The organism is Paenibacillus hodogayensis (genome assembly GCF_039536325.1).
Taxonomy (GTDB): Bacteria; Bacillota; Bacilli; order Paenibacillales; family NBRC-103111; genus Paenibacillus_AB; species Paenibacillus_AB hodogayensis.
The window spans coordinates 463,145-480,359 of sequence record NZ_BAAAYO010000008.1 but is presented as its reverse complement, the minus strand read 5'-3'; the positions used below and the strand labels follow the sequence as shown (position 1 = coordinate 480,359).

The 17,215-nt window shown below is 58.6% G+C and carries 10 protein-coding genes; all 10 read left to right on the top strand.

Annotated features, from left to right (window positions below; genetic code table 11):
- The 10 genes from ABD796_RS17885 to ABD796_RS17840 all read left to right on the top strand — a co-directional run bounded on the left by ABD796_RS17885 (window position 1) and on the right by ABD796_RS17840 (window position 16,471).
- Window positions 1-1,599 (top strand): extracellular solute-binding protein, encoded by a 1,599-nt coding sequence (locus ABD796_RS17885; RefSeq protein WP_344910001.1) that lies wholly within the window; start codon window positions 1-3, stop codon window positions 1,597-1,599.
- A 126-nt stretch (window positions 1,600-1,725) separates the two neighbouring features.
- Entirely contained in the window at window positions 1,726-4,068 is a 2,343-nt protein-coding gene (locus ABD796_RS17880) for a helix-turn-helix domain-containing protein (RefSeq protein ID WP_344909999.1), read from the top strand.
- 175 nt (window positions 4,069-4,243) lie between these two features.
- On the top strand, window positions 4,244-5,605 hold the full coding sequence (locus ABD796_RS17875; protein ID WP_344909996.1) for an ABC transporter substrate-binding protein: 1,362 nt from the start codon (window positions 4,244-4,246) through the stop codon (window positions 5,603-5,605).
- Between the two features lie 74 nt (window positions 5,606-5,679).
- A complete protein-coding gene (locus ABD796_RS17870) occupies window positions 5,680-7,629 on the top strand; it encodes a hypothetical protein (RefSeq protein WP_344909994.1) in 1,950 nt (649 codons plus the stop codon).
- Window positions 7,630-7,940: 311 nt separating this feature from the next.
- A complete protein-coding gene (locus ABD796_RS17865) occupies window positions 7,941-9,464 on the top strand; it encodes an MFS transporter (RefSeq protein WP_344909992.1) in 1,524 nt (507 codons plus the stop codon).
- Between the two features lie 68 nt (window positions 9,465-9,532).
- A complete protein-coding gene (locus tag ABD796_RS17860; protein WP_344909990.1) occupies window positions 9,533-10,129 on the top strand; it encodes a TetR/AcrR family transcriptional regulator in 597 nt (198 codons plus the stop codon).
- 348 nt (window positions 10,130-10,477) lie between these two features.
- The gene (locus ABD796_RS17855; protein WP_344909988.1) at window positions 10,478-12,862 is read left to right on the top strand and encodes an MHYT domain-containing protein; all 2,385 of its coding nucleotides are present in this window, start codon (window positions 10,478-10,480) and stop codon (window positions 12,860-12,862) included.
- Between the two features lie 291 nt (window positions 12,863-13,153).
- Window positions 13,154-15,238: an ABC transporter transmembrane domain-containing protein gene (locus ABD796_RS17850; RefSeq protein ID WP_344909986.1), complete on the top strand. Its 2,085-nt coding sequence runs from the start codon at window positions 13,154-13,156 to the stop codon at window positions 15,236-15,238.
- 47 nt (window positions 15,239-15,285) lie between these two features.
- Window positions 15,286-15,801: a hypothetical protein gene (locus tag ABD796_RS17845; protein WP_344909984.1), complete on the top strand. Its 516-nt coding sequence runs from the start codon at window positions 15,286-15,288 to the stop codon at window positions 15,799-15,801.
- Window positions 15,802-15,952: 151 nt separating this feature from the next.
- Window positions 15,953-16,471, top strand: a complete 519-nt coding sequence (locus tag ABD796_RS17840; RefSeq protein ID WP_344909982.1) for a hypothetical protein — start codon at window positions 15,953-15,955, stop codon at window positions 16,469-16,471.
- Window positions 16,472-17,215 lie beyond the last annotated feature (744 nt).

Sequence of the window (17,215 nt, the reverse complement as noted above, 5' to 3'; positions counted from 1 at the left end):
ATGAAGGAGAAACCGATGCGGCTTCCCGGTAGAGCTGCCTGCACCGCCGTTCTCGCGCTGCTTTGCCCGCTGCTGCTCTTATCCGCATGCGGGCTGTTCTCGCCCGGGGTCGAACGGCCGCCTGTCCGGTTCCCGCAGGTCAGCGTCGCGATGCTGGACCGGGGCGAAGTGTCCGAGAGCGAAGGCAGCTACGAGCATAACCGCTGGACGAAATGGATCGAGGAGCAGTCCGGCATCGGCTTGAAAATCGTACCGGTGCCGCGCAACCAGGCCGGCGAGAAGCTGAACAGGCTCATTGCGGCCGGAGCCGCTCCCGATCTGATCTGGGAGTACGACCGCAACTACATCGGGACGCTCGTCGCCCAGGGAGTCGTTCAGCCGTTGGACGAATACATAGACAAGTACAGCACCGTCGTTAAAAGCTACATCGCCAATAATCCGGACTTGGCGCCGTATATGACGTTCGACGGCCGGCTGTACGCGATTACGACGCGGCGCACGCCCGATGCCATGGCCAACGGCGGCTTATGGATTCGCCGGGATTGGCTGGAGCGCGTAGGAATGAAAGCGCCTTCGACGGAAGAGGAGTTTTTTGCCGTGCTTCAGGCATTTCGGGACAGCGGGCTGGCCGGTCCGGCGGAGGCTCCCGTCTTGTCGTTATATGCGCACTATGCCCACGTGTTCCAGGCGCTGTACGCGACACATCCGACGCAATGGTATGTGGAGAACGGAACGATGACGAACGCCCGCTTCGTCGATCGGGTAGTCGACGAGCTGGCGTTCGAGCGGAAGCTGTACGCGAACGGGTATATCGACCGGGAGTATTTGACGGATACCGATATGCAGCGTTCCATGACGGCCTGGACCGAGGGCAGGACCGGGGTGCTGATCGGCAATTACGGTCCAGCCGTCTCCTCCAGCATGCTGGAACTGCTCGGGCATGTGCCGGAGGCCGATCCCGTTCCGCTGGAGCCGTTCGCGACGAAGTACGGCCATATGGGCATGTACCAGGAGACGCCGGCGTTCATCTATGTCGCTCTGAACAAGCACGCGAGCGATCCGGAGGCGGCGGTCCGCTATCTCGATTGGATGATGGAGAAGGGCTGGTTTACGCTGCTGCACGGGTTCGAGAACGAGCATTACCGGCTCGTCGACGGAGTGCCGCAAACGATTGACGCCGACAAGTTCAGGCGGGAGGCCGCTTATGCCGGCGAATATGCGATCGTGCGCGACAGCGCGGCGTCGTTCCGGCCGGAAGGGCTGATTGCCGGAGCCGCTCCGGATGCGGTATCCCGGCGCTGGGCGGGGCTGCTTGCGCAATCGCTGGAAACCGCGCTGCGTTATCCGTTTCGCCGCGACATTCCGTATTCGCCCAATATGGCCGCCATCGGCGATGCGTTCGGAGCAGTCGGGCCGAGGCTTTCGGACATTCGCACCGCAGCGATTGTGACCGGCGAGCTGACGCCGGGGGAAGCGCTTGAGCAGATGCGCCGCGAGTGGCGCGATGCCGGCGGCGAACAAGTCGACCGTCTGGCGCAGCAGTGGTACGAGCGCAATAGGGACGGCTTCGAGCGGACGAAGGGCCTTCTACGGCCTTGACGGGAAGCCTTCGCAGCGCCCGAGCACCATAACTCAAGAGTTTTTGGGAGCAACCCTGCTAGCGCGGCTGTTCCTCCGCCGCATTCGCCGACTTCGGACAGAGGGAGTGACAGGATGCTACGATACTTGATCGACTATCGATGGCGCGCATGGCTCGTGTTTTCCTTGCTGCTCGGCTTGGGCGTAGCGGCGACGGCCGCCGTTTCGTACCGGCTTATCGACGACCATATGGACCGCGAGGTGCAAAGCGCCCATATGGCGCTCCTGCGGGAAGTCGACAGCAAAGTAACGCTCGTGCTGCGCGCGATCGACGACGAGGCGATCGGGGTGCTCCGCTCCAAGGAGGCATGGGAGTTCATGGAGCGCGATTTCGCTTCTTCGGCGGAGTATTCCGCTTTTTTGCAAGACCGGCTTGCTCCGAGACTGAACGGCATGCTTGGCAGCAGCTCCCGCTTGCAGTCGGTCGAGCTATATTCCTATGCCAAGCGCAGGCTTTCCTCCGGCAGCAGTCGGAACGCGGCAGGTGAACTGCCGGACGGTTACGGCTGGGTACGGGATTTCGAGCGCTCTCCCGCCTTCGCTTCTTGGCTGGAGCCTCGACTGCTCCCGGTCGGGCTGTCCGGCCGGATCGGCAGCCATGTCATTACGCTCGTCCGCTCGTATCCGATCGTTCATGCGGACGGTTACCGCAAGGGCGCGATTGCCGTACATCTCCAGGAAAGAGCGCTTTACGATCTGATTCGGGAAGCGGCATCCGCCAACTCCGGGTCGATCTCGATCGTGAATGCCGACGGTTTGATCGTAAGCCATGCCGACAAGGGGCTGCTCGCCGGCAGCGGGCAAAGCGATCCCGCTATCGCGGCGGTGCCGTCCGACAGCAAGTCCGGGATGATCCGGAGAACGATCGACGGCGCCGGAAGCAACATATTTTACTACACGTCCCCTTACACCGGCTGGACGTTCGTCAGCGCCGTACCGGAGCTGCTGCTCAACGAAGGTTTGCTGCATCTCCGCAACGCGCTGCTTTCGGTCTGCATCGTGTTGGTCGTCCTCGCGAGCTTGGCGGCTATGGCGGCCAATCGTTGGACGCTGAAACCGGTCAACCGGCTCGTGGGCAACATGTCCAAGCTGCTTCAAGCGCGCCGCCCCTGGGCTGGCAAAGGCGAGGAGCCCGACGACGGGCTGGCCCGCATCGAGGAAGCGGTATCGGGTATGATCGAGGACTGCGACCGAATGCTCCGGCAGATGAACGAGCACAAGCCGGCGGTAAAATGGCGTCTCGCCATGGATATGCTGAGCGGAGCTCGCAAGCATGAGAATCCGCTCCTGGCTCTGGATGCGATCGGCTGCCGGCTTCATGCGGCTTCGTTCGTCGTCATGAGCCTGACATTCGACCGGAAATCGCAAGCGGTATTGCCCGAAGACGATCAGGCGGATCGCTCTGCGTTGTGTCAGGCGGCCGAGGAACGGATGAACGCCGGAGGGCTCGGCATCGCGGTCGAAACGGGCAACGGAGTAACCGCGGCGATTATGAGCTTCGGCGAGCCGCTGCCGGATTGCATGTCCCGGGCTTGCGAAGCGGCGGAACGCATCCGGCAGCTGGCGGAGCATCGGTTCGGGCGGACGGTGACGATCGGAATCGGTGCGGTCGCCGGGACGGTCGGCGATATTCGCCGCTCTTTCTCCGAGTCGTCGCAAGCGCTCGATTGCAAAATGATGATGGGGAGCAATACGGTGATCCGCTACGAAGACGTACAGCGGGAGGACGGCAGCGGCCTGTACCGGCTGCTCGCCCGAACCGAGGGCGTCGTGGCGGCCGTCAAGGCGGCGGATCGGGACAAGACGCGGGGGCAGGCGCAGTCTTGGTTTGCCGAGCTGTCCGGATGGAGCGCCTCATCCGGTATGGTGCGTCAGCTCGCCGTCCAATTGATGCTGAGGGTGATGGCGGCTCTGGACGATATGGACATTCGCATTTCCCCTACGCCAGAGGAAGCTCAGCCGTTCGAAGCGCTCCGCCAGTGCGAGACGGTCGACGAGGTGGAAAGCTGCATCGGCGGCTTGCTCGACGAGGCCGTCCGGCGGATCGCGGAGCGTCGCGGCAACCGGGAGCGACATGAAGTCGTGGAGACGATGCTCGATTTTATAAGGAACCACTACGCAAGAAGCGATCTCTCCCTCAGCCTGCTGGCCGACGAATGCAAGCAAAGCGTCTACCATTTGAGCCGGATTTTCAAGGAGCATACGGGCGGCAACTTCATCGATTACGTGCTGCAACTGCGCGTGGAGAAAGCCAAGACGCTGCTCGGGGAAAGCGGGTTGAAAGTGCTCGATATCGCCGGGGCAGTCGGGTACACGAATCTGAACAGCTTTGTCCGCATCTTCAAAAAATCGACCGGCTTCACCCCCACCGAATTCCGCGAGCAGACGGCGTCCAAGCGGGCGCAAGCTGCCAAATCGGCGGAATTATAGATTGCGATTGCAAGCCTTTTCCTTTGCGGGAAAGGCTTTTTTTGTGCCGCGCAAAAACGGTGCGCCGGAGCAAAAAGTGAATCTTTCGCCCGCCGGCGCAGCCGTGATACGTTCGAAACGGGCAAGCGATCCGGGGGAGTCATTCGCTCCGCCAACGACACAAGGAGGTCAGACAATGAACGGGAAAGGGAAAGCAGCAGGGGAGAGGAAAACGGCAACGGCAAGGAGGAAGCGGTATCCCGTCAAAGCGTTCGGCATGCTATGCGCAACCGCGCTGCTAGCGGCAGGGTGCGCCCAGAAGGAGAAGGAACCGGCTGCAGCCGGAGAAGCGGCTGCTCCTCAGCCGCCGGCAATCAGCACCGAGCCGGTCACGTTGACGGTATTCAACAGCAGCATGGGAGACCCGCTGTTCCAGAACGCGATCGTCGCTCCATTGCAGAAGAAGTACCCGCATATGAAGATCGAGATGGTCAAAAAAGGAAAAGGCTCGATGATGGAGGATCTGATCGCTTCGGGAAGCGTGCCGGACATTGTATTCGGCGACAGCAGCGGCGATATTCCCGTCTACGCGGAGCTGGGCATCCTGGCGGACCTGATGCCGTATATCAAGAAGTACGGCTTCGATTTAAATCGATTCGATCCGGTCGTCCTCGGCTCGGTGCAAGCGAACTTTCCGGCGGGCCAGTTTTGGATGCTGCCCTCGTCGGTCAATATTGCCACCTTGCATTACAACCGGGACATCTTCGACAAGTTCGGCGTACCGTATCCGAAGGACGGCATGACTTGGGACGAGACGCTGGATCTGGCTCGCCGGGTAACCCGGATGGACGGGAGCGTGCAGTATATCGGGTTTGATTTTGCGCCGAATATTTTGCTTCCCTACAACCAGTTGTCCGCCCCGATGGTCAATGCCCAGACGATGAAGGCGGCGGTAAACACCGAGACGTGGAAGACGATCTTCACTACGCTGAAGCGGTTTTACGAAATTCCCGGCAATGAGTGGGGCAAAGGCGGCGACGCTTTCCTGAAAAGCAAGACGCTGGCCATGTTCGCCGGCACGTCGATGTTCGGCAGCTTGCCGGACGCGACAAAGAACGGTCTCAATTGGGACGTCGTGGCGCTGCCGTCTTTTCCCGAAGCGCCCAAAACGACGATTCAGCTGTTCGCCCCGCTGCTCGGCGTCTCCAAGACGAGCAAGCACCCGGATCAGGCGTTCCTGGCCGTCGCCCATCTGCTGTCGGAGGAAGGGCAGAAGGACAATGTCAGACAAGGACGGCCATCTGCGCTGAACAATGCCGACATCCGCCAGCAATTCGGTAAAGACGTCGAGGTGCTGCAAGGGAGAAACGCCGGGGCGTTCACTTTCAACAAGCTGGCGGCGACCCCGCAGGCGGTTACGAAGTACGATGCGGCGGCTTTCCCGATCATCCGCGACAAATTCCGGGAAGCGGCCGTAGGAGGCAAAGACATCAATACGGCACTGAAAGAGGCGGAGGAAGCAATTAACAAGGAAATCGAGAAGCGCAAAAACCAGTAGCGCTCGCTCGGGCGTCGGGCGGAATCGCGCGGCTCGGATCGCGGATTCCGCCCTATAGGAAGGAGAAATGGGAAATGGACGATCAGGCAAACAAGCTGGCGGTAAGCCGGCGTCAACTGTTGGCGGCGCTCGGCATGGCCGGTGTAATGATGAGTCTGGGCACGGCAGCCGCGAACGGCGAAACGGTACTGCAACACGTATACGGACCGGGAGGAACGGGCGGGCCGGAATGCGGAGAAGCGTCTATCGCTTGCGCGGCAAGCGTGGACGAGCTGCGATTGACGGAGCCTGCGTGCGAAGGACAGCTGCTCTATTTGACCGGCTATTATGCCGATACGCCCGGTATCGGCGACGGCTTGCTGACGGCGGAGCAAGGAACGTTCACGGACGACGGCGGCTCGGTGTTCCGTTCCGGTAAGCCGGAATGGTATTGGAAGCGTCTCGGCACCGAGCTGGTGCTGGAGCATTTCGGAGTCGTCCGTGACGACGTGTCCGCGGCTGCGGCCAATGCGGCGAGGATGACGGCGGCCTTCCGGGTAACCGGCTACACGATGAGCGCAACGCCGCACATGACGTACGTATACGAAGGCGATGTGACGCTCGACACCGCGCATGCGCTGAACGGGCGCAAGGCGGTATTCCGCGGGATGGCCGGCTGCATCCGGATCGCGAGTCCGGGATGCGTCGTTCATTCGCCGGTTCTGGACGATTCGCTGCGCACGGATAACCGCAGGTCCATGCTGGTCGAAGCGGACCATGTGCAGATCGTGCATGCCGAGTTCAAAGGCAACGGCCACCAGGAATGCTGTCTGGAGATTACCGGCTCGCATGCGTCCGTCAGCCATTCCAAGCTGCGGGACGCCAGCTATATGATTCTCGCTACGACCGGCCGGGGGACGCATATTAGCGGCTGCTATTTTACGGGAGGCAACACTCGGGCAGTGCTGACTGCCGCCCGGACGGGTGCTGCCGTCATTCCGTGGGGCGATGCGATCAAGCTGTCCAGCGATACGAACGATCTGGCCAACCCGAACGCCTCCGGCCGCCACGACAATATCATTACGAACAATCTGTTCGAGGATGTATACCGGGATTGCGTCGATTTGTTTACCGACGGCTCCCGTACAGTCTTCAGCCATAACGTCATCCGCAACCATCATTGGAACATTCTCGATATCAAATGTATTTACCGCGACGTGCCCGCGAACGGAACGTCAGTCGATCCGGGAAGAAGAGAGGAAGCGCTAATCGCCACGGGCAATCTGATCCATAACGTGGACAACCCGTATTCCAGCGGAGAGTCGCTGTTCAGCGTCGTCCATTACAAAAATCCGGAATCGGCGGGCAAAGTGCCGGACTATAAGCTCGGCCCGAACAAGATCAGCATCTTCGGCAATCAGATCGACGGCGTATTCGGCTATGTGTTCCGCGCGCTGGACAGCTCCGACGTCTCGTACCGCGACAACGAGCATTACAATCTGGTCAACAACGCGATTTACATTACGGGGGAAAGCGGGACGCGCCATATCGACGTGGACCGCAATAAATTTTATTACGCGAACGGCAAAGACCATTGGGGCAATCCGCTGCAGGTCATCCGGCGAACGTCGGCCAACTGCGCGCGCGGCTCGGTCAGCTTCAACAAATTCGTATGCGACCGGAAGGACGGCTTTCGCGGGGCGGTCGCCGCAGTCGTCATGGGGGACCGGATGTCGGCGAACGGCAACATCGGCGAAGGCTTCGACTTTGTCGTCGAGGCCGCGAAAGGGACAAATCTCGTATGCGACGGCACCGAGGCGCACGATTGCAAGGCGGCGGTACGGGTCGGGCAGTATGGAGCCGTAACCGGGGTCCGCGTATCCCGTACTTATGCATCCTCGTGTGCGCAGGTGGTAGCGGTGAATACGGCCAATACGGCCAAATTGATGCTGGTCGACAATGACGGAGTCGATATTACCGGGACCGCCTACAGCGATGTGTCTGCGATCGCAAGCAAAGTCGTGCGCAACAATCAGTCGATGTAGCAGTATGGAATGAAACGGGAAAGACGGTCGTGGGCTCCCCGGGAAAAAAACTGAAAGTTCGCCCATACCGACGTCAAAGCGTTGGCCGGTCTAATCGGCTGTGGGGAGACGTTTTTTTCGGCAAACGGGTTGCCGGGGAGGTCGGCGTTGCGCAGGTAACATACAGGGAGGACAGACGGTAAACTCCGCTCACGAGCGGAGTTTTTTTAGTCCCTTTAAAAAATGACATAAAATATTATTTGACAGTAACTATCAAATTAAATATACTTCCACTATATCGGTCTTTAAAGGCCGCGAAAGGTGGAGGATGAATGATGCGCACAAGTCATGCGCGCAAATGGTGGGTGCTGGGTGCACTAACCTTCGGTCTGCTGGCCGTTTCGTTGGATATGACAATCCTGAATGTCGCGCTGCCGACATTGGCTTCGGAGCTGAACGCTTCGACAAGCTCGCTGCAATGGATCGTCGATGCGTACAATCTCGTTCTCGCCGCCGTGCTGCTGCCGGCCGGCATGCTCGGCGACAACTACGGCCGCAAAAAATGGCTGTTGGCCGCGCTGGTGCTGTTCGGAGCGGCATCCGCCGGCTGCGCCTTCGCCGATACCCCGTCGATGTTGATCGCGATGCGCTGCTTTCTCGGGCTGGGCGCGGCTTTTATTATGCCGTTGTCCATGTCGATTCTCCCGGTTCTGTTTCAAGGAGCGGAGCGAACGAAGGCGATGATGCTGTGGTCGATGGCGAACATGCTGGGCATCCCGCTCGGGCCGATCCTCGGCGGCTGGCTGTTGAAGCATTACGCTTGGGGCTCGGTGTTTTTGATTAATCTTCCCCTTGTGGCTATAGCGCTGGTTGCTGTCGGCTTTCTGCTCCCAGAGTCGCGAAGCGACGTGCGGCGGCGTCTCGACATGCCGGGGATGACGACTTCCAGTCTCGGACTGGCCAGCTTCACTTACGGCGTTATCCGGCTTGGCGAGCGGGGATTGTCGGATGGAACCGCGTGGGGCGCCGTTGCCGCCGGACTGCTGCTGCTCGCCGCTTTCGTCGTCTGGCAGCGGCGGACCGCCCATCCGCTGATCGACCTGTCGCTGTTTCGCTCGGCCCGCTTTACCTGGGGAGCTGTGCTCGCCACGCTCGTTACGTTTGCCATGTTCGGTCTGATGTTTACGATTCCGCAATATTTTCAGGCGGTGCAAGGAGCCGATGCGCTTGGAACGGGCTTGCGGCTGCTCCCGCTGATCGGGGGCGTGCTCGTCGGAGCGAGGACGGCGCAAAGCATGATGGCCCGTCTGAGCTCCGGCCGAATTACGGGAATCGGCTTTGCTTTCCTTACTGCCGGTTTGGCTGTGGGGGCGACGACCGGGACGGACAGCGGCTACGGCTTCGCGGCGCTGTGGATTACGATAGCGGGCCTGGGACTCGGCATGGCGCTGCCTACCTCCATGGATGCCGCGCTTGGCGAGCTTTCCGCCGAACGAAGCTCCGTCGGTTCCGCTTTAATCATGGCGCTGCGGCAGGTTGGAGGCTCGTTCGGCGTCGCGCTGCTCGGATCGGCGCTTCATACGGTTTACCGGCTCCGTCTCGACCTGGACGGCTTGCCGGATTCGGCCGCGGAGACGGTCCGCCAAAGCGCGGCCGCCGGCTATGCGGTCGCCCGGCAGCTTGTATCGGAGCCGCTGCTTGAAACGGTGCGCCATGCATTCGTATCCGGCATGGATGTTCTGCTCTGGATGTGCGGCGGGATCGCCTTGCTCGGTATCGTTCTGGCTTTGCGGTTTTTGCCCCGCGAGGCCACCGCTTCGTCAACGAAGGAAGCGGCTAATGAGATCGGGCTGTGACGTTGCCTGACGCTTGCAAAAACGGTACACTGGATAGGACAAAGACCAGCGACCGGGAGGTGAGCGCCATGGCAGACGAGCAGCGCCAAATCGGACTGCGCGAGCGGAAAAAAATCAAGACGCGAAACACCGTTCAGCGGCAGGCGGTCCGGCTATTTCGCGAGCAAGGCTACGCGGAGACGACGATCGAGCAGATTGCCGAAGCATCGGAGGTATCGCCGAGCACCTTGTTCCGTTACTTCCCGACGAAGGAGGCGCTCGTGCTGGAGGACGAATTCGATCCGATGCTGATCGAGCTGTTCCGCAAACAACCGGCCCATGTGAGCCCGATTCAGGCTTTCCGGCAAGCGATGCAGGAGGGCGTGGCTCTCGTCCCGGACGACTTGCAGCAGGAAACCCGGGAGCGGATGGAGCTGATTATGACCATCCCGGAGCTGAGCGCGGCCTATATGAGCGAAATGTCCAAAACTATCGGCTTGATTGCCGGTCTCATTGCGGAGAGACAAGGCAAGGATAGCCGCGACCTGGCTGTTCTGTCCTACGCGGGAGCGATTATCGGCGCGATTCTGGGGGCGCACGTCTATTGTACGGAGCATCCGGAGGAAGATTATATCAGCCCTATGATCAGCGCGCTCGCTCATGTCGAGCAAGAGCTTTCGCAGTAGCAAACATAGACGCTTCCATAACCGTTCGGCGAGCGGGAATTGGAGGCGTCTTTGCCGTCCGTAAAGAAGCTGGCCGAGCAGGCCGGGCTACGGACGAGACGCAACGACGGGATTGTGCAGGATTGCGGCAAACAGCTGACCCGTCTGATTCCGCACCCCGATTCTGGATAGCCGATCTTCCCGGATCAATGACGGTCAAAGGAGGGCGGAGGTCCCGAGCGACTATAGGCTTTTTTGCGCTTGACAAAGGGATTTTGTCAAACGATGTAGAATGTGTAGAAGTCCCTTCTCGCAGCGGTATAACGCTTCAAGGGAACGATACCGGATCGGGAAAGAAGGAGTTTAGGAGTGGAACACGTTCATGGCTCGTATGATTCTCTGCTCATCGTTTTCTCGTATGTCGTAGCCGTCGCGGCTTCTTATACGGTACTGGATTTGGCGGGCCGGATCGGCACGTCCAGCGGAAGAAACCGGCTTTCCTGGCTTATATTCGGCGCTGCGGCCATGGGCATGGGCATCTGGTCCATGCATTTTGTCGGCATGCTGGCGTTCTCGCTTCCGGTTCCGATCGCATACGATGTAGGGCTTGTGGCGTTGTCGGTACTCATCGCCATCGCCGCCTCGTTCGTCGCCCTGAAGGTCGTCGGCGGCGGCCGCTTGTCCCGTCGGCATCTTGTAGGGGGCGGTCTGCTGCTCGCCGCAGGCATATCGGCCATGCACTACGTCGGCATGGCAGCCATGCAGGTCGATATTACATACGATCCCGCTCTTTTTGGAGCCTCCATTGCCATCGCGGCGGTTGCATCCATAGCCGCCTTGTGGCTGTCTTTCTACTTCCGCAAGGACGACGAGGGCGGCGAAGTATGGAAGAAGCTGGGCAGCGGCCTCATTATGGGAGCCGCGATCGCGGGCATGCACTATACGGGGATGATGGCTGCCGATTTTCAGCTTGGCGGCAAGTCGGAGCTGTCCGACGGGATGATCCTCGACCAGAAGTGGCTTGCATATTTTATATCGGCGGGTACTTTGCTTACGCTCGGGCTGTCACTGCTCGGTATTTTCACTTCCAGGCGGTTGTCGCAGAAGGATTCGGAAATTCAGCTTAAAACGAACGAGATTCACGTTATGAACCAGGAACTGCTGAAGCTGAACGGGCATCTGGAGGAGATGGTGAAGGAACGTACCGCGCAGCTGGAGAAGGCGCATGACGAAGCCATCCAGGCGAACAAGGTCAAAAGCCAGTTTCTCGCCAATATGAGTCACGAACTGAGGACGCCGCTGAATGCGATCATCGGCTACAGCGAGATGCTTATGGAAGAAGCCGAGGACATGGGCGAACCCGTCTTTGTGGACGATCTGGGCAAAATCGGTAAAGCCGGCAAGCATCTGCTCGCCTTGATCAACGATATACTGGACATTTCCAAGATCGAGGCAGGCAAGATGGAGCTTCACCTGGAGCCGTGTAACCTAATCGAGCTCGTTCAGGATGTTTCCTCGACGGTGCAGCCTCTGGTGGAAAGCAACGGGAATCGGCTGGAGACGCAGTGCGAGAGCGGCGTCATCGTTACGGATATTACGAAGCTGCGCCAGATTTTGCTCAATTTGCTCAGCAACGCGAGCAAGTTTACGAAGGAAGGCCATGTCGCTCTCCGTGTATTCCGGCAGACGAGGGACGATGTGAACGGGTACTGCTTTCAGGTGAAGGATACGGGAATCGGCATGACCCCGGAGCAGGTGGAGAAGCTGTTTCAGCCGTTCACGCAGGCGGACGCCTCGACTACGCGCAAATACGGCGGCACCGGCCTGGGGCTCGCGATCAGCCAAAGCTTTAGCAGCTTCATGGGCGGGCGCATTGACGTGGTGAGCGGGCTTGGGCAAGGAAGCGCGTTCACGTGTTGGCTGCCCGCGGCTTCGTCGGAATCACGCGTCATGGAGACGGACGAGGAAGCGGACGGCAGCCCGGTCAGTATGCTGCTGATCGACGATGAGCCTTCCAACAAACAGCTGATGAAGCGGTATTTGGCCAAGGAAGGCTGGTCGCTCGCCTTCGCGGGAAGCGGGGAGGAGGGGCTGGCTCTGGCCCGCAAGCTTCGTCCGAAGCTTATTTGTCTGGACATCCTCATGCCGAGCATGGACGGCTGGAGCGTCTTGTCGGTGTTGAAGCGCGATCCGGAGCTTGCGGACATTCCCGTCGTCATCTGGTCGATGACCAACGACAGGCAGCTCGGCTACTCGCTGGGGGCGTCGGCGTTTCTTGACAAGCCGATCCAGCGCGACAAGCTTCTGGCGATGATGGACAAGTACGTGCCGCGGCGTCCGGGCGATACCGTTCTCGTGATCGAGGACGATGCCGCGACCAGCGAGCTGACGGCGCGAATGCTGGAGAAGGAAGGCTACAAGGTGATGCAGGCCGGCAACGGGCGGCTAGCACTCGACCGACTGCAAACGGATATCCCGGGGCTGATCTTGCTCGATCTGATGATGCCGGAGATGGACGGCTTCCAGTTCATGGCCGAGCTGAGAAAAGAGGAGCGGTGGCGCGACATTCCGGTGATCGTGGTCACGGCCAAGACGGTAACGCCGAAAGAATTGTTGACTTTAAAAGGATATGTCAAAGACGTTTTGCAAAAAGGAACGTTTACGCAGCAGTCGCTGCTCGCAGACGTCCGCAAGTTTACGGCCGCAGCGGAGCAGCGCGACAGGCAGGCGGGCGGCGGCCCGGAAAGCCGGTAAGAAACCGGCGGCTGTGCCGGGACGCGATAAAGACGGAGGAATTGCCCGGGATGTTCGTCCGGCTGTCCGGGTTCGGCACAGGCATCGCTGCCTGTGCTTTTCCGAGTTTGACGGACGGCGCCAATCCGGCTCTTATTGGCCGATAATGCAGCCGAATCCGGCTCCGGGAATCGTTTACAGGCCGGGATAACTGCGGTAAGCTAAAGGGACGGGGAGGCGGCGATTATACTGACATTTATACGGACCATGCTCCGCCATTTTGCTCCATACAAGCTGTTGTGCGGCGTTTTTTTGCTCAGTATTGCGGTAGAGGTCGCTTATGCGGTCGCAGCCCCGCTCAGCTTGAAATATTTGGTGGACGAAGCGTTCACGCCGAGAAACTTTCAGGCGTTTGCCATTATATTGGCGATATTGCTTTGCGGCGGTCTGTTGAACATTGCGGCGAGCGCATGCGGGGATTACTCGTTGGGCAGCTTGAGCGGCAAGGTCGTCCGCAAGCTGAGAACCGAGCTGTTCGGTCATCTGCAGAAGCAGTCGCTGCCGTTTTACCAAAAATACCGGGTAGGCGATCTGGTCACCCGCTTCGTCTCCGATATGGGGGCGATGGAAAGGGTGGTCCGCGTTTCTTCGCCTCTCTTCCTCAAGGAGGCGCTGAGCGTCGTACTCGGACTGGTGATGCTCTTCTCCATCGAATGGAAGCTCACGCTTGCGGTGCTTGCCGGCTCGGTGCTGATGTTCGTTGGCCCGAAGCTGCTTCAGAATCGCGCGGAGACGGTGAACGCCGGCTACAAGGAAGAGCAGGAACGATTTTCCAATATGATCGACGAGATGGCCAAAGGACATAAAACGATTAAAGGGCTGCACCAGCAAGCCAGGTTTCGGGAGCGGGCGGAGAAGCATATTTCCGAGCTGTTCTCCTTCGGCTTTAAGCTGCATATGACGAATTCTCTGATGGAACGGCTTCCGCTGACCGCGCTGCTGATTCTGAACGGTACGATGATCGGGTTCGGCGGCTATCTGATCTTCCTTGACCAGATGAGCGTCGGCGGATTTATCGCTTTTTTTACGTTAGTTATGGGCGTCGGGCAAGCCGCTTCGAATTTGTCGTTCCTTATTCCGAATCTGATCGATTCGAGCGTCAGCTTCCGCCGCGTCGCGGAGATGTTCGAAGCCGAGCCGGACGTGCCGGAGGCGGCGCAGCCGGTAGAGCTGCCCGCCGCCTTGGCGCCGGTCCGGATGGACCGCGTTACCTTCGGCTATAACGAAGAAGCCGATCAGCTGCGCGATGTCAGCCTGCGGATCGGAGCGGGCAAGTATGTGGCGTTTGTCGGGCCAAGCGGTTCGGGCAAAAGCACCGCCTTGCAGCTGTTGTCGCGGTTTTACGACCCGCGAGAAGGCGTGGTAGCGATCGGCGATTGCGACCTGCGTTCGGTCAGCGAGGCTTCGCTGAGACGGCAGTCCACCTTGGTCGCCCAGGATACGTTTCTGTTCAATGCCACCGTGCGCGACAATCTGCTGCTCGGTAGCCCCGATGCGACCGAGGAGGATATGGTGGAAGCGGCGAAGCTGGCCAACATCCATGACGTCATTGCAGGCTGGCCTGCCGGGTACGAGACGCGGATTCATCACGAAGGGGGTTCGTTGTCGGGTGGAGAACGACAGCGCCTCGCGATCGCCCGGGCGCTGCTGCGCAAGCCTCAGCTGCTGCTGCTCGACGAGGTCACCTCGGCTCTCGATCCGGCCACGGAGGCGGACATCAACAATTTGATCGGACGTATTCGCGGGAGCGCAACGATCGTTTCGGTCACCCACCGGCTGGCCTCGGTCGTCGAGGCGGATACGATCTACGTATTCAAGGAGGGGCGGATCGTCGAGACGGGCACCCACCCGGAGCTTATGCGGCAGAACGGGCTATATTTCAGCCTGTGGGAAAAGCAGCACGGATTCCGCTTGTCCAGCGACGGGCTGTACGCCTCGGTGGAGGTGGAAAGGCTGGCGAAGCTGCCGTTTTTTCAGGGCATCGGGATGCCGCTGCTGCAGGATGTCGCCTCGCTCCTCGCGACCGAGACGTTCCAGGAAGGCGATGCAGTCGTACGCGAAGGGGAAGAAGGGCATAAATTTTACATCATCGTTCGCGGCAAGTTCGAGATTACGAAGCAGATTCCCGGGGAACGGGAGAAGCGGGTGGCCGTGCTGCAGGACGGCGATCATTTCGGCGAGATCGCTCTGCTGAAAGGAATTCCGCGGACCGCGACGGTGCGGGCGCTTGGCGCCTCGGTGCTCCTGTCCGTTCGAAGGGAAACGTTCCATCGCCTGACTTCGGAATACCCGCATATGTTGTCGGCTTTGGAGCGTACGCTGCGCGAGCGCATGTAGGACGCCGTGGCGTAACAGAGCGTGCAAAAGCAAGAGGAGGATCGTTTATGACCACGTTATGCAAGCGCTGCTCCACCGACGAAGATTTTGCCAAAATCAGCTTATTTATTCTCGACCGCCGGCATGACCTGCATCCTTCCTTTACGACCTTGGATACGGTCGGCTTGCTCTACGGGTATATCAACCAGGGGCATTCGATTCTGGTCGAAGATGACGAAGGCCGGGTCGTAGGCGCGACCGCTTTTTACCACGGCACCCCGGATCGGGAATTCGAAGACAAGGAAGTCGCTTTCGTCGACCTGGCCATTATGGATAAAGCTTACCGGGGGACGCGGCTGTTTCTGCAAGGACTGCGGTTTCTGGTCTCCGAGATCGCAGCTTCTCTGACGGAGGTGGAAGAAATCCGCTTTGTGGCACTGTCGGAAAACGCGAAATTGTGCAGGCTCTATGCCAAAATTACCGAATTCAGCTACGTCCGCGAAGGGAAGCTGGGTAATGAGACGGTGTTTTGTGTAAAACTTAACAAAATAAAAGCTATCCTCAGGAAATTCGACAAGGTATAATATGGATACAGGAAATGATTTTTCAATCAGGACGAGGAGGCGTACACATGTTCCCACCAATCGGATTTGGACTAAAAGATACCAAAAAAGGCAGCGGGTTCGGCAAAATCGTTAAAACGAACGACGCATTGAGAGCACAGGCTTCGAACTAATGACGTATTTGTTTCGCAGCTGCGAATTGGAAATGGACTACGAGGCGTATGTGCGGTTTTTGCTGCAGCATCACGACGAGTTGAACTTGCCCTATTCGTTTTCGTTGAAAATGAGCTTTTTCAGCAGCCCGTTGTTTCTGGGCAGGGCGTTACTCGTATACACCGAGGAGCCGTACGAGATAGTCGGCGCAGCCGGTTTCGTCTATGGCACCGGAGCGAACGATTACGAGGACCGGCACATTTGTCAGGTCGAGATTGCTTTTTTGCGAAAAGGATACCGGCGAACATCGTTGTTTCTGCGCGGCTTGCAGACGCTTCTGGCCTTGGCTAAGGAAGGGAACCCGGAGGTGGAGCGGATTCAGTTCTGGTTGGCTGCGGACCAGCAGGGGCTAAAGCGGCTTTTGACCAAATTTGCCGCGCTTCCAGGCTCGACCTCATCCGTCGTGAACAACCTGACGCTTCATTCCGTTTCGATCCGCGAGCTGGAAGCGTATTGTCGTCGTTTTAAACCGGTGTAGAAGCTGGGAGCCGGAAAAACGGCGATCCTTCCACGAAACATTAGCTTTTAAACTTAAGACCGTTTAGAGCCATTCATAGGCCAAAAACGGTTTTTTTGCGTTATAGAAAGCAGTGTACGGGTAAGTGGATGGCGAAGAGCGAACTGCAGCGCCTAAAGATTACGTCTGAGCAGCGGAAAGGAAATGCATCCCTGAGTATGACGTAATTATGCTTGCATGCAGGCATAAACTCGACTAGACTTATTTCGTATGAGGGAATATCGTCTGAAGGCAAGAAATTTCGGGAATATCGGTAGTTTTGCTACTGGTGCGAATGTGAAGCTCCCATAAAAATCCCGGTTCTTTCGCACCTCGAAATTTGTCGTAATGTGTCGTTTTTACGCAGAGATTAAAAAAGTCAAGATTTTAAATATATTCAATTTCGATTGATCGCTCTGATATATACTGCGATTGATGCAATTCGGGTATTGATCTCCCATTTTTCGCTGTCGCACTCCGTATGGAGTGCGTGGATTGAAACATCAAAATACCACGTCCACGGGAGTTGGGCGTCGTCGCACTCCGTATGGAGTGCGTGGATTGAAACGCTTAATGGAATTATGCATGTCTATGTGACTGAAGTCGCACTCCGTATGGAGTGCGTGGATTGAAACGCGGGTTGCAGCATGATGAAACCATTGTTTGGCGTCGCACTCCGTATGGAGTGCGTGGATTGAAACCGATAGCCAGCATCGAAATGACTTC